This window comes from Lentzea sp. NPDC036949, from assembly GCF_055608075.1.
This window is the reverse complement of record NZ_JBVJRA010000003.1, coordinates 94,060-107,604: the sequence shown is the minus strand read 5'-3', so window position 1 is coordinate 107,604 and position 13,545 is coordinate 94,060. Positions and strand designations below refer to the sequence as shown.

The 13,545-nt window shown below is 71.7% G+C and carries 13 protein-coding genes; 8 read left to right on the top strand and 5 right to left on the bottom strand.

Features of this window, described 5'->3' with window-relative positions:
- Nucleotides 1–43 precede the first annotated feature (43 nt).
- Nucleotides 44–1,006, top strand: a complete 963-nt coding sequence (locus ACZ7CD_RS09990; RefSeq protein ID WP_470378759.1) for a GNAT family N-acetyltransferase — start codon at nt 44–46, stop codon at nt 1,004–1,006.
- Here ACZ7CD_RS09990 and pdxR read toward each other — a convergent pair.
- Nucleotides 990–2,357: a MocR-like pyridoxine biosynthesis transcription factor PdxR gene (gene pdxR, locus ACZ7CD_RS09985; RefSeq protein WP_470378758.1), complete on the bottom strand. Its 1,368-nt coding sequence runs from the start codon at nt 2,355–2,357 to the stop codon at nt 990–992. The genes ACZ7CD_RS09990 and pdxR overlap by 17 nt on opposite strands.
- A 71-nt stretch (nt 2,358–2,428) precedes the next feature.
- On the opposite strand from pdxR, the gene ACZ7CD_RS09980 reads away from it, so the two are divergent.
- Nucleotides 2,429–3,073, top strand: coding sequence for a pyridoxamine 5'-phosphate oxidase family protein (locus ACZ7CD_RS09980; protein WP_470378757.1), 645 nt, complete (start codon nt 2,429–2,431; stop codon nt 3,071–3,073).
- On the opposite strand, the gene ACZ7CD_RS09975 is transcribed toward ACZ7CD_RS09980, so the two are convergent.
- The 4 genes from ACZ7CD_RS09975 to ACZ7CD_RS09960 all read right to left on the bottom strand — a co-directional run bounded on the left by ACZ7CD_RS09975 (nt 3,054) and on the right by ACZ7CD_RS09960 (nt 6,413).
- Nucleotides 3,054–3,512, bottom strand: a complete 459-nt coding sequence (locus tag ACZ7CD_RS09975; protein WP_360391168.1) for a cysteine dioxygenase — start codon at nt 3,510–3,512, stop codon at nt 3,054–3,056. The genes ACZ7CD_RS09980 and ACZ7CD_RS09975 overlap by 20 nt on opposite strands.
- 117 nt (nt 3,513–3,629) lie before the next feature.
- Nucleotides 3,630–4,697, bottom strand: a complete 1,068-nt coding sequence (locus tag ACZ7CD_RS09970) for a cystathionine gamma-lyase (protein WP_360391170.1) — start codon at nt 4,695–4,697, stop codon at nt 3,630–3,632.
- Nucleotides 4,694–5,704 (bottom strand): NAD(P)H-dependent glycerol-3-phosphate dehydrogenase, encoded by a 1,011-nt coding sequence (locus ACZ7CD_RS09965; protein ID WP_360391173.1) that lies wholly within the window; start codon nt 5,702–5,704, stop codon nt 4,694–4,696. Before ACZ7CD_RS09965 ends, ACZ7CD_RS09970 begins: the two co-directional genes overlap by 4 nt.
- A 1-nt stretch (nt 5,705) precedes the next feature.
- Nucleotides 5,706–6,413: a lysophospholipid acyltransferase family protein gene (locus tag ACZ7CD_RS09960; RefSeq protein WP_360391176.1), complete on the bottom strand. Its 708-nt coding sequence runs from the start codon at nt 6,411–6,413 to the stop codon at nt 5,706–5,708.
- Nucleotides 6,414–6,484: 71 nt separating this feature from the next.
- Between ACZ7CD_RS09960 and cofC the strand changes: the two genes are divergently transcribed.
- From cofC to ACZ7CD_RS09930, 6 genes are all read left to right on the top strand, one after another.
- Nucleotides 6,485–7,108: a 2-phospho-L-lactate guanylyltransferase gene (gene cofC / locus ACZ7CD_RS09955; protein ID WP_470370807.1), complete on the top strand. Its 624-nt coding sequence runs from the start codon at nt 6,485–6,487 to the stop codon at nt 7,106–7,108.
- A 46-nt stretch (nt 7,109–7,154) separates the two neighbouring features.
- A complete protein-coding gene (locus ACZ7CD_RS09950; RefSeq protein ID WP_470378756.1) occupies nt 7,155–8,150 on the top strand; it encodes a hypothetical protein in 996 nt (331 codons plus the stop codon).
- A 145-nt stretch (nt 8,151–8,295) separates the two neighbouring features.
- The gene (locus tag ACZ7CD_RS09945) at nt 8,296–9,456 is read left to right on the top strand and encodes an acyltransferase family protein (RefSeq protein ID WP_470370808.1); all 1,161 of its coding nucleotides are present in this window, start codon (nt 8,296–8,298) and stop codon (nt 9,454–9,456) included.
- 416 nt (nt 9,457–9,872) lie between these two features.
- The gene (locus ACZ7CD_RS09940) at nt 9,873–10,052 is read left to right on the top strand and encodes a hypothetical protein (protein ID WP_360391188.1); all 180 of its coding nucleotides are present in this window, start codon (nt 9,873–9,875) and stop codon (nt 10,050–10,052) included.
- 59 nt (nt 10,053–10,111) lie between these two features.
- Complete coding sequence (locus tag ACZ7CD_RS09935; protein ID WP_360391191.1) at nt 10,112–12,406, top strand: RNA degradosome polyphosphate kinase; 2,295 nt, start codon at nt 10,112–10,114, stop codon at nt 12,404–12,406.
- Nucleotides 12,406–13,323: an NUDIX hydrolase gene (locus ACZ7CD_RS09930; protein ID WP_360391512.1), complete on the top strand. Its 918-nt coding sequence runs from the start codon at nt 12,406–12,408 to the stop codon at nt 13,321–13,323. Before ACZ7CD_RS09935 ends, ACZ7CD_RS09930 begins: the two co-directional genes overlap by 1 nt.
- Nucleotides 13,324–13,545 lie beyond the last annotated feature (222 nt).

Sequence of the window (13,545 nt, the reverse complement as noted above, 5' to 3'; positions counted from 1 at the left end):
GATTGCCCCTGATGACACGTTGGTGGCCGTCAGCGTGGCGTCCGTGCTGGAGATCAGACCGCTCGACCTCGACGATCTGGACGGTTGCGTCGCACTGCGGATCGCGGCCCAGACCGTGGACGACCCCGCTGGGCCGGTGCCGGACGGGGAGCGGATCGCGCGCGGGCTGCAGAACCCGCGCGTGGAGCACGGCGAGGTCGTCCACCGCATCGCCGTCCGGGACGGGGTGGTGGTGGCCGCGGCGTCGGTGGCGTTGCCGCCGGACGAGAACGCCAAGATCGCCGCCGGTGGGATCGAGGTGCACCCCCGTCACCGCGGGCAGGGCGTCGGCACCGAGGTGCTGGAGGCGTTGCTGGCCGAGCTGTGCGCCAGGGACAGGGAGACGTTCGAGAACCTGTGGGTGCCCAGGGGCAGCGCGGGCGAGAAGTGGGCGGTCGCACGCGGGTTCACGGTGGGTGCGCACCGGCTGTGGCAGGAGCTGAGGATCGCGGACGTCGACCCCGCGCTGTGGGACGTGCCGGTGCCGGACGGGTACCGCGTGCAGCAGTGGACCAACGCGACGCCGGAGCACCTGCTGGCGTCGGTCGCCACGACCAGGCAGTCGATCGCGGACGCCCCGGCGGAGGGCATCGTGCTCGTCGCTCCCGCCTGGACGCCCGAGCAGGTGCGCGCCAAGGAGGCGCTGTCGAGGGCGGCGGGTGTCGAGCAGCGCATCGTCGTCGCCGTGCACGGTGACGAGGTCGTCGCGCTGACCGAGATGTCGCTCTACCCGTCGAACCTGACCTCGGTGTACCAGGAGGACACGGTGGTGGTGCCCGCGCACCGCGGCCGCGGGCTCGGCCGGGTGGTCAAGGCGCACATGCTGCGGTGGCTGCTCGCGGACCGGCCGGGACTGGAGCTCGTCGAGACGCAGACCAACGCGGACAACGTCCACATGATCCGGGTGAACCACCGGCTCGGGTTCGTCGACGCCCGGGAGGTCGTGACGGTCAGCCGGCCCTGCTGAGCAGTTCGGTGAGCACCGGCAGGGCGCTGATCAGCTGTTCCCGCGAGCAGGCGCTGTACCCGATGGCCAGCCCGTGCCACCGGGCGCGGTTCACGAAGTGGCGGGCCAGGCCGTCCACGCGCAGGCCGCGTTCCAGTGCCCGCTTCATCACCTCGCGCTCCGCGTCCGCGTTCGGCAGCAGGACCACGACGTGCGCGCCCGCGTCGTCGCCGAGGACCGCGATCCCCGCGCCGGCGAAGGTGTCGACGATCAGGGCGCGGCGTTCGGCGAGCTCGCGGCGGAGCTTGCGGAGGTGGCGGCCGAGGTCGCCGGTGCGGGCGAGCTCGACCACCACGCGCTGGCCCGCGGCGGCGGGGCTGGTGCCGGTGAGGTCGCGGTGTTCGAGGACCGCGGTGGCGATGTGCTCGGGGGCGACCATCCAGCCGGCGCCCAGGGTCGGGGTGAGGATCTTGCTGGTGGTGCCGAGGTGGACGACGACGTCCGGGGCCAGCGCCGCGAGTGACGGGAGCGGCGCCACGTCGTAGCGGAGCTCGCCGTCGTAGTCGTCTTCGATGACCAGCCATCCGTCCCGGCGCGCGCGCTCGACCAGTGCCACGCGGCGGCCGGCGGACATGCGGCCGCCGAGCGGGTACTGGTGGGCGGGCGAGCAGTAGACGGCGCGGACGCCCGCGGGCACGGCGCCGGGCAGCAGGCCCTCGGCGTCGACCGCGGCCGGGACGACCTTCAGGCCCGCCGCGCGGAACACGCCGACCGCGCGCTGGTAGCCGGGTTCCTCCACGGCCACGGCGTCGCCCCGGTGCAGCACCGCCACCGCGATCTCGGTGAGCACGGCCGTGGTGCCGCCGGTGGCGAGCACGGGTTCGGCGTTCACGGCCAGGCCGCGGTGGCGCAGCAGGTGCTCGGCGATGGCCTCGCGGTACTCGGGCAGGCCCGCGCGTTCCGGGCGGGACAGCGGGGGTGCGTCCGCGGCGGCCCGCCAGGCGCGGCGCCAGGCCGCGCGGTCGAGGCCACCGGCCCAGGGGGCGCCGGTGCCGAGGTCGACGAAGTCGGTGATGGCGGGCACGACGGCCTTGCGCGAACGTTTGCGCATGGGGCCGGGCGGCGTCGTCGTCACGTAGGTGCCGGAACCGTGCCGGCCGGCGATCCAGCCCTCGGCGTGCAGCTGGTCGTAGGCGGCGGCGGTCACCGTGCGGGACACTCCGAGGCGTTCGGCGAGCGCGCGTGTGGACGGCAAGCGGTCGCCCGCGCGCAACCGGCCTTCGGACGCCGCGGCGCGCAGGGCGTCGGCCAGCTGCACGGCGAGCGGCTCCGGCGACTCGCGGTCGAGGGCGACGGGCAGTGCGGTCTCCACCAAAGTGGCCTTCTCAGATCGATTGAAAATGGCGCTTCAATGATGCCACTTGGACCGTCAGAGTGGTGCGCATGACCACTGACGTGCAGCTCTCCCCCACCCCGCGCAGCACCGTCGTCCGCGGCAAGAAGAGAGCGGTCGAAGACCGCCGGGTGCTCTACGACATCCTCGACGCCGGACTGGTGTGCCACCTCGCCGTGGAGGTCGACGGCGCCCCGTTCCTCATCCCCACCGCGTACGGGCGGGACGGCAACCGGATCTTCCTGCACGGCTCGACGGGCTCACGGTCCATCAGGAGCATGCTGGAGGGCAAGCCGGTGTGCGTGTCGGTCACGCTCGTCGACGGCGTCGTCTACTCGCGCTCGGTGTTCCACCACTCGATGAACTACCGGTCGGCGATCATCCACGGCACCGCGCGGGTCGCCGAGGACCCCGAGCACGCGCTCAAGGTCATCGTCGAGCACGTCACCCCTGGCAGCTGGGACTACGCGCGCCGGCCCAACCGGAAGGAGCTGGCCGCGACGGTCGCGCTGGAACTCGACCTGACCGAGGCCAGCGTGAAGGTGCGCGACGGCGGACCCGGCGAGGACCCGGAGGACCTGGCGGCGAACCTGGTGTGGGGCGGGCACATGCCGCTCGTCACGACGTGGGGCGCGCCGGTGCCGCACGAGACGGACAAGCCCGTCCCGCCGCACGTCAGCGCACGGGGCCGTTGACCGGGTCGTAGCGGTACGGGGTCATGGCGCGCGAACCGTGCCGGTACACGTGGACCGACACGGCCGGGTCGACGCCGTCGTTGCGCACGTGGTGCACGTAGCCGGGGCCCCACACGCGCGACTGACCGGTGTGCAGCGTGTGCACGACCTGGATCTTCGTCGTCACGACCTCGGTGAGCACGCCGCTGACCACGGTGAACGCACCGGTGGTCACGGCGTGGTCGTGCAGGGAGGCCGTCTGACCGGGGAGCCAGCTCATGAGCCAGATCTCCTGGTCGGCGGTCTTCTCCACCAGCGTCGAGAAGCGCTCCTCCGGGTCGTAGCGCAGCAGGTGGGCCCACCGGGAGCGGTCGGCGGCGACCGCCAGCGCCACCCGGACGGGGTGCAGCAGCGCGGAGCTCTCGGGGAGCACGACGGTGTTCTCGGGAACGGCGAACATGGGAAGAACTGTCCTAACCATGGCGAATGCGCGAAAAGAGGACGCGGGACTATCGCCAGGTACAACACAGAACGCGGGAGGACATGTGGGAGAGGGTCCCGGAGCCGGGACCCTCCGTCAATCCAGTCCCAGCGCGTGGGACACGTCCGCGACCAGGTCCCGCGTGTCCTCACAGCCGGCCGAGAAACGCACGAGACCTGGGGAAACGGGGTCGCCGAACTGGGCGCGCCGGTCGGCCGTGGAGTGCAGGCCGCCGAACGACGTCGCCGCCGACACCACCCGAAGGCGTGACAGGAACTCGTCCACCGCCTCCGCCGACTCCAGCTCGAACGTGAGCACGCCGTTGAACCGCCGCATCTGCCGCGCCGCCACCGGGTGCGCGGGGTCCTCCGGCGCACCCGGCCACCGCAGTCCCCTCACACGGCCCTTCAGCAGTTCGTGGAGCGCCGCCGCGTTCTCCGCCTGCCGCGCGAGCCGCAGGTCGAGCGTCGCCAGGCCGCGCAGCGCGAGCCACGTCTCGAACGGTCCGGGGATGGCACCGTTCGACGTCCGCGCGGTCCGCACCCTCTCGGCCAGCTCGGCGGAGGCGAGCGTCACGTGTCCGAAGAGGACGTCGCTGTGCCCGGACACCGCCTTGGAGTCCGACGCCACCACGACGTCCGCGCCCAGCTCCAGCGGCCGCTGCCCCAGCGGGGTCGCCGTCGTGTTGTCCACGGCCAGCAGCGCGCCCGCCGCGTGCGCCGCGGCGGCCAGCTCCGCGATGTCGCACACGTCGAGACCGGGGTTCGACGGCGTCTCCAGCAGCACGAGCGTGACGCCCTCGAACGACGGGTACGGCCCGGCCGTGGGCACCTCGACGACGTTGACGTCCATTTCGGACACCACGCGCCTGGTGAGGAAGTAGCCGTCCGACGGCACCGCCAGCGTGTCCCCCGCGGACAGCACCGTGCGCAGCAACGTCATGATCGCGGCCATGCCGGACGGGAAGATGACGCACTCCCCGCCCTCCAGCGACCCGAGCGCGTTCTCCAGCGCCCGCCAGGTCGGGTTGCTGACGCGACCGTAGAAGTCGTCGCCACCGAGGTGGTACGCCGACGCGAACACCGGCTGCGCGCCGAACGGTTCGCCGGGGGAACCCTGCACCGCGTGCACGACGCGCGTGCCGTCACCGAAGGTCTCGTTCACTGGCGCTCGTGCTTCCTGTCTCGTCCCAGCAGTGCGGCACCGAGGTCACGCGCGCTCAGCCCGTCGTGGCACACCATGTGCACGCCTTCGGTGATCGGCATGTCGACGCCGTTGGCGCGGGCCAGCTCGCGGATCGACGAGCACGACTTCACGCCCTCGGCGACCTGGCCGTGCGCGGCCTCCTGGGCCTGCTCCAGCGTCTCGCCCTTGCCCAGCCGCTCGCCGAAGGTCCGGTTGCGCGACAACGGCGACGCGCAGGTCGCCACCAGGTCGCCCAGCCCGGCCAGCCCGGCGAAGGTCAGCGGGTCCGCGCCCAGCGCCGCACCGAGCCGCGCGGTCTCGGCGAGCCCGCGGGTGATGATCGACGCCATCGTGTTGTCGCCGTAGCCCAGGCCCGCCGCCATGCCGCACGCCAGCGCGATGACGTTCTTGCACGCCCCGCCGAGCTCGCAGCCGATCACGTCGGTGTTGGTGTACGGGCGGAAGTACGAGTTCGAGCACGCGTGCTGCAGGTCGACCGCGCGGTCGTGGTCGGTGCACGCGATGACGGTCGCGGTCGGCTGCCCGACGGCGATCTCCTTGGCCAGGTTCGGTCCGGACACGACGGCGACCTGCGCGGGGTCGGCACCGGCGACCTCGCTGATCACCTCGCTCATCCGCTTGAGCGTGCCCAGCTCCACGCCCTTGGACAGCGACACGAGCGTCGCGTCCGGCGGCAGCAGCTCCTTCCACGCCGACAGGTTCACCCGCAGCGTCTGCGACGGCGTGGCCAGCACCACCGCGTCGGCACCGTCGAGCGCCTTGGCCGGGTCCGCGGTCGCCGCCAGGTTCGCGGGCAGCGAGATGCCCGGCAGGTACCCGGAGTTCACGCGGGTCTCGGTGATCTCGTCGGCCACCTGCTGCCGGCGCGCCCACAGCACGACCTCGGGACCGGAGTCGGCGACGACCTTCGCGAAGGTCGTGCCCCACGAACCGGCGCCGAGCACCGCGACACGTTCGATTGCCATGTCAGGCCTTCCTCGGTCCGTAGAAGCCCGCCGGCGCCTGCTCCTGGCGGATCTCGGCGAGGCGGTCCTTGACGCTGCCCATCAGCAGGTCGGTGACCTCCCGCAGCAACGGCAGCGTCTCCTCCTTGCCGCGGTAGGCGGACAGGTCGACCGGCTCACCGACGAGGTGGGTGATCGTCTTGCGCGGGAACGGCCGGAACTTGCGCTGGTAGTGGTTGTAGAGGTCGAGGGTGCCCCAGCGGGCGACCGGGATGACCGGGCCGTCGTGCTGCAGCGCCAGCCGCGCCACGCCGGTGCGCGAGTTCGCGGGCCAGCCGTCGGGGTCCCTGGTGATCGTGCCCTCCGGGTAGATCACCACCACCTGGCCGTTCTCCAGCGCCTCGTGCGCCGCCCGCAGGCTCTGCTGGGCGTCGGAGGTGCCGCGGTAGACCGGGATCTGCTTCGCGCCCTTGAGGATCGAGCCCATGACCGGCACGTTCCACAGGCTGTGCTTGGCGAGGAAGTGCGGCACCCGGTAGCTGCGGTGCACGAACACGGCGTCGTAGCACGGGTCGAGGTGCGAGATGTGGTTCATCACGAGCAGGGCCGCACCTTGGCGCGGGATGCGGTCCTTGTGCAGGATCCGGTGCCTGCCCAGCACGAACGACATCGGGTAGACGATCGCCGCGGCGACACCGACCCAGAAGCCGCCCTTCTCCCGTTTGGCCACGTGGCCTCTCCTCACCTGCGTAGATCTGCGCCCATGCGCACATTAGTCGCCAGATCGTGGACTATGACGAGGTGCGGGATGAAGTCGACCTCGTGGTTCCGGTCAAGACGCTGGACAGGGCCAAGACCAGGCTGAGCAGTGCCACCGGCGGCGATCCGGTGTCGCACGCGGCGCTGGCGCTGGCGCTCGCCCTCGACACCGTGAGCGCCGCTCTGGCCACCCCCGGTGTCCGGCGCGTGGTCACCGTCACATCCGACCCGGCGGTGGCCGCGGAGATGGCCGCGCTCGGCGTCGCGGCGCTGCCGGAGCCGCCCGAGCCCGGTCTCAACGAGGCGCTGCTGCACGGCGCCCGGTCGCTGCGGTCGCACCGGATCGGGGCGCTGCAGGCCGACCTGCCCGCGTTGCGGTCCGGCGAGCTGCAAGCGGCGCTGGTCGCCGCCGACGGCAGGCGCGCGTTCGTCCCCGACCGCCAGGGCACCGGCACGACGCTGCTGCTCGCCGCACCCGGTGGTGAGCTCGACCCGCGCTTCGGCGCCGGCTCCGCCGGGCTGCACGAGCGGTCCGGCGCGGTCGCGCTGGCCGGACCGTGGCCGTCGCTGCGCTGCGACGTGGACACGGAGGAGGACCTGCGGCTGGCGCGGACCCTCGGGCTGGGCCGGCACACCGCGAACGCCTTGCCCGCCTGGACAACCTGAGCGGCTCACACGCGTCCTCGGAGGTGATCCACGACCTTGGGGACCAATGCGAACTCTGATCGGACTGGCGGTGCTCACCGCCGTCGCCGGCTGCGCCACGGCACTGCACCTGGACCGGCCGGACGGGTACACCGCACCGAGCAAGCTGCTGTCGTGCCGCGCGGAGCTGCCCGCGGACTGGAAGGACCAGCTGTCCCGCAACGGGACCGAGGTGGGTTCGCACGAACACGTGAGCGTCGTCGCCGCCGACGGCACCGCGGGCACGACGCTGGTGAAGACCAAGCGCAACCGCACCACCGAGCTCGTGCTGCGCGACCGGAGCAAGCGCCAGCAGGTCATGGCGGCGCAGGACGACGCGCAGATCTCGGACGTCGAGTTCGACGGCCGCTGGGTCACGTTCGCGACCGCGCCCGGCCAGGAGAGCCGCGACCTCACGATCTACGCCTGGGACTCCCAGAGGGACGGCGCACCCGTCGAGCTCGCGGGCCGCAGCGCTCCCGTGCTGCACAACGGCAAGGCCGCGTGGTCGGACGCCGGCGAGGTCCACCTGCACGACCTCGCGAAGAAGAAGGACACCGTCGTCGGCAAGGGCACGTCGCCGGCGTTCTTCGGCGACATGCTCGTCTGGACGCAGGACGGGAGGTTCCGCGCGGTGCGGACCGACCGCGGCGAGGCGGTGGTCCCGGAGCCGCTGGCGACGGCGGCACCCCGCGGTGACGTGGCCTCGGACGGCCGGACCCTCGCGTGGGCGCAGGAGGACGAGCTGTTCGCCTGGCGGGCGGACTGGCCGCGGCCGCGCAGGATCGCCGAGATCGAGGCGGTGCCGAAGACGGAGGGCATCGTGCTCCCGCGCGTCAGCGGCGACTTCGTGTCGTGGCGCTCGGAGTCCTCGTACGTCACGGACGTCCGCAGCGGCACCACCGTGCACACGACCGAGGACGACTACTGGCTGGAGGTCCACGGCGGCGCGCTCACCCGGCGCGGCCGCGACGTGGCGGCCGCCGCTCCCCTGTCGGCGCTGTCCGCACTGCCCGCCTGCTGACACCGTGACGAACGCCACGAATCAGTTACTCCGAGCAACGCAACGGGAACCCTCAGCACCTTTACATCCGTATCCCCCGAAGTAACCCCCCTGGCGACGTGCCCCCGACGTCGTGTTCCCCGACGCGTTCCCGAGGTGTTCTGAGTTGTCTTCGTTGACGCACGCCGACTACCTGGCGTTGCGCCGCTTTCCCGCTCTCGACGGCCTGCGCGCCATCGCCGCCGTGCTCGTCGTGTTCTTCCACTACGGCGGCCCCGACTGGTTGCAGGGCTGGGCCGGTGTCCAGATGTTCTTCGTCCTCAGCGGTTTCCTCATCACCACGCTGATGCTGCGCGAGGAACGCAGGACCGGCCGGATCTCGCTCAAGGAGTTCTACCTGCGCCGGGCCTTCCGGATCATGCCGGTGTACCTGGTGGTGCTGGCGGTCGCCGCGGTCAGCTCGGCGCTCTACGGCACGTTCACGAGCAACGGGATCGGCCCGTCGCTCAAGTACTTCCTCACGTTCACCAACGAGTTCGCCGACAACAGCCCGTACGGCCAGTCGTGGTCGTTGGGCATCGAGCAGAAGTTCTACCTGGTCTGGCCGTTGGTGGCGATCGCGCTGGGCACCGTCGTGCTGCGCCGCCGCGCCGGTGCCGCGCTGCTGGGCATGCTGCTCGCGCTCGTCGCGGTCAACTTCACGGTGGGCCACGGCAACCCCGGCTGGCCGCTGCACTACTTCTCGATCCTCACCGGCGTGCTGCTGGCCGTCGCGCTGCACAGCCCGCTCGGCTTCGCGGTGCTGCGGCCGCTGACGAACCGCGCGGCGCAGCTCGTCGTCCCGATCGGATTCGCCGGCGTGCACCTGGCCGTGAAGCCGATGGCCGCGTTCCTCGACGGGCTGGCGGGCATCCCCGGTCACGTCCTGGTCATCCCCGTCTACGCGGTGGCGACCGCGGTCCTGCTCGCCGCGCTGGTCTCGCCGGGACCGGTCACGACCCTGCTGTCCACCCGGCCCATGCAGTTCGTGGGTGAGCGGTCGTACTCGCTCTACCTCGTGCAGACGGTCGCGGCGACGGTCATCTGGTTCTTCTGGCCCGAGCTGTCCGGCACCGGGCAGGCCGTGGCGGTCACCGCGCTGGGGCTGGCGCTGGCGAGCGTCCTGTACCGCGCGGTCGAGATCCCGATGATCAACCTCGGCCGCCGGGTGATCGCCCGCCGGCGCGTCCAGGAGGCGGACGTGCCTCAGCAGGGCGCTCCGCAGGCCCCCGCTCCGCAGTCGCCGGAGTCGGCGCGGTTGGCGACCATCGGGCAGGCTCAGCCGTAGAACGGGTTCGGGGCGAGCGGCACGGGTTCCCGGTCGCTCTCCCCGGCCGATCCGGCTCGTGCCCCGCAGGGCGGCGAACCCGGCGGGTGCTCGCGGGCCGGTCTTGGCGTCCGACCTGCCCAACCCCGCCGTCCACAGGAACGAGCACCCGTTGATGCACGCGGACGTGCCGGTGGGCAGCACCCCGAGTCCGGCCGGGTCCACAGCAGACACGATGTTGTGCCTTCGACGCCCCAAGTTCCCCCCTGGCTCTGCCGGCATCTGCAAGTACCACCAACTCAACATCAACAGGCGTTCCGGCTGGTCCGGTTCGGTGACGTCGGACGTCGCGAGGCCGGTCTCCACGCCGGCCCGGCGGCGCACCGGTTCGGCCGGTCGGGTCCGGACGTCTATCGTTCTGCTCCGTGCAGGCGACGGTGTCCACGTTTGACGGTGATGGTTCCGCGGTGGTGCTGCGGGACGACGGCGTTCTGCTCGACGTGAGCGCGGAAGCGGTCGCGGCGGGTGGCTGGCGGATGCTGCGCCCTGGTCAGCGGGTGACGCTCGAACGCGATGCCGGCGGCGTCGTGACGGCCGTCCGGCCGCCTGTTCTGTGACGAGGAGTTCACCGGTCGGACGTTCTCGGCGGGGGCGCTCACGCCGATAGTGCGGAACAATGCGGGGCGTGAGCACGGAGAACACTGACGGCAAGCCGACACCTCCCCGGCGTCGAGCCACGCGGAGCAAGGCGGCGGAGACCCCGCCCGAGGCGACCACGCGCAAGCAGCCGCGCGCGGCCACGAGGCGGGCGTCCAACCCACCGCGGCGCAAGACCCAGCCCGCGCAGCCGGTGGCGACGCCGGTGCGGGGTGTTCCCTCCGCACCGCCCGCCGTGACGTCGAGCGCGCTGCCGACCGACCTGCCCGACGACCGCTACCTCAACCGGGAACTGTCCTGGTTGGACTTCAACTCGCGGGTGCTCGCGCTGGCGGAGGACTCCTCGCAGCCGCTGCTGGAGCGGGCGAAGTTCCTCGCCATCTTCGCCTCGAACCTCGACGAGTTCTACATGGTCAGGGTCGCCGGGCTGAAGCGGCGGGCGGAGACCGGTCTCACGGTGCGCAGCGCGGACGGGCTCACGCCGCTCGAGCAGCTGGTGGCCATCTCAAAGCGCTCGCAGGAACTGGTGGAGCAGCACGCCCGCGCGTTCCTCGACCACATCAGGCCCGGTCTGGAGGAGCACCGGATCAGCATCGTGACGTGGGGCGACCTCACGGACTACGACCGGCTGCGGCTCTCGAACTACTTCAGCGAACAGGTCTTCCCGGTGCTCACGCCGCTGGCCGTCGACCCCGCTCACCCGTTCCCGTACATCTCGGGGCTGTCGCTGAACCTCGCCGTGACCGTGCGCGACCCGCAGGGCGGCGGCGAGCGCTTCGCCCGCGTGAAGGTGCCGGACAACGTGCCGCGCCTGGTGCGGGTCGAGTCGGACCGGTCCTCGTCGTCGGCGACGTTCCTGCCGCTGGAGGAGCTGATCGCCGCGCACCTGGGCGAGCTGTTCGCCGGCATGCAGGTCATCGAGTGCCACGCCTTCCGGGTGACCCGCAACGCGGACCTGGAGGTCGAGGAGGACCGCGACGAGGACCTGTTGCAGGCGCTGGAACGCGAGCTCGCGCGGCGCCGCTTCGGCCCGCCGGTGCGCCTCGAGGTGGCCGACGACATGACCGAGCACATGCTCGAACTGCTGCTGCGGGAGATGGAGGTCGACCCGCACGACGTCGTGACCGTGCCGGGGCTGCTCGACCTGTCGTGCCTGTGGCAGCTCTACGGCATCGACCGCAAGACGTTGAAGGACCCGGCGTTCGTGCCGGCGACGCACCCGGCGTTCGGTGAGCGGGAGACGCCGAAGAGCGTGTTCGCGACGCTGCGCGAGGGCGACGTCCTCGTGCACCACCCGTACGACTCGTTCTCCACGTCCGTGCAGCGCTTCATCGAGCAGGCGGCGGCCGACCCGTACGTGCTCGCCATCAAGCAGACGCTGTACCGCACCTCCGGCGACTCGCCCATCGTGGACGCGCTGATCGACGCGGCCGAGGCGGGCAAGCAGGTCGTGGCGCTGGTGGAGATCAAGGCGCGCTTCGACGAGCAGGCGAACATCAAGTGGGCCCGCACGCTGGAGAAGGCGGGCGTGCACGTGGTGTACGGCCTGGTGGGCCTGAAGACGCACTGCAAGACCTCGCTGGTGGTGCGCCAGGAGGGCTCGACGATCCGCCGCTACTGCCACATCGGCACCGGCAACTACAACCCGAAGACGGCGCGGCTGTACGAGGACGTCGGCATCCTCACCGCGGAGCCGACGATCGGCGCGGACCTCACGGACCTGTTCAACGTGCTGACCGGGTACGCGCGCCAGGACGAGTACCGCTCGCTGCTGGTCGCGCCCTACGGCGTGCGCAAGGGCATCGTGGAGCGCATCAACCTGGAGATCGAGCACGCGCAGGCGGGCCGTCCGTCCGGTGTGCGCATCAAGGTGAACTCGCTCGTGGACGAGCAGGTCATCGACGCCCTGTACCGCGCGTCGCAGGCCGGTGTGCCGGTCGACGTGGTGGTGCGCGGGATCTGCGGCCTCAAACCCGGCATCAAGGGGTTGTCCGAGAACATCAACGTGCGGTCGATCCTCGGCCGGTTCCTGGAGCACTCGCGCATCTTCCAGTTCGTCGGCTGCGACGAGTTCTGGATCGGCAGCGCGGACATGATGCACCGGAATCTCGACCGGCGCGTCGAGGTCGCCGTTCGCGTGACCGATCCGCGGCTCACGAACCAGCTTTCGAACATCTTCGTCTCGGCATTGGACCCGCACACCCGCTGCTGGGTGCTGCGCGCCGACGGAGAATGGGAACCATCGCCCTCGGACGGCACGTCCGTGCGCGACCACCAAATGGAACTGCTGCACGAGCACGGAGCCCTTGGGTGATCAGAGCTGCCGGTGCGGTGCTCTGGCGCGACGCCGACGGGGACGTCGAGGTCGCGCTGGTCCACCGCACGCGTTATGACGACTGGTCGTTGCCCAAGGGGAAGCTCGACGACGGGGAGACCATCCCGCAGTGCGCCGTGCGGGAGATCGCCGAGGAGACCGGGTACGCGTGCGTGCTCGGCCGGCACCTGAAGCAGGTCTCCTACGACGTCAAGGGCGTGCCGAAGACGGTCGACTACTACGCGGCCGAGGCCGTGTCGGGGTCCTTCGCGGTCAACGACGAGGTCGACGAGCTGCGCTGGCTGCCGGTCGCCGAGGCCACCGCGCTGCTGACCTACGAACCGGACCGGCTGGTGCTGGCCGAGTTCGCGCGGCTGCCCGCGGACCTGCTGCTGGTGCTGCTGGTGCGGCACGCGAAGGCCGGCAAGCGGTCCGAGTGGGAGGGCGACGACGACCTCAGGCCGCTCTCCGACGCCGGGTGGCGGCAGGCCAAGGCGTTGCGAGCGCTGCTGCCCCTGTGGGCGCCCACGCGCGTGCACACGGCCCCTCGGGTGCGCTGTGCGGACACCGTGCGGGGTGTGGCCGCGGACCTGGACGTGGAGGTGGTCGAGGAGCCGCGGCTGTCCGAGGAGGGCTACTGGCCCGACCCGGAGGCGGGGCTGGTGCGGCTGCTGGAGGTCGCGGCTGACGAAGGCAGGGCCGTGGTGTCGTCGCAGGGCGGGGTGATCCCGTCCCTGGTGCAGACGCTGGCCGAGCTCGGGGGTCTGCGGCTGCCGGAGGTCCCGTGCAAGAAGGGCAGCACCTGGGTGCTCGCCTTCACCCGCCCGTTCGGCTCCTGGTCCACTTCGGACGCGCCTTCGCGCTGGCCAACGCTGGTGTCGGCGCATTACCTGGCCTCGCCGCTGCCCCGTCCCTGAGACCGTTCCGGCCGCGCTCGCACCGCCGCCGTCTTCTCGCCCGACGAAAGTTCGCCTCCGGCAACTGAGTGGGCCGGGAAGGCGGCGGTTTCGCTTGTGCGGGGGTGCGTTCGGAAGGGCCGAGCGTTATTTGTATTGGCGGAATGGAGATTGGCGGCGCCATCCGCGCCGCGAGCTCACGCCTGCGAACTCAGCGCCGGTTCCGGCCCGCACCGGCGAACA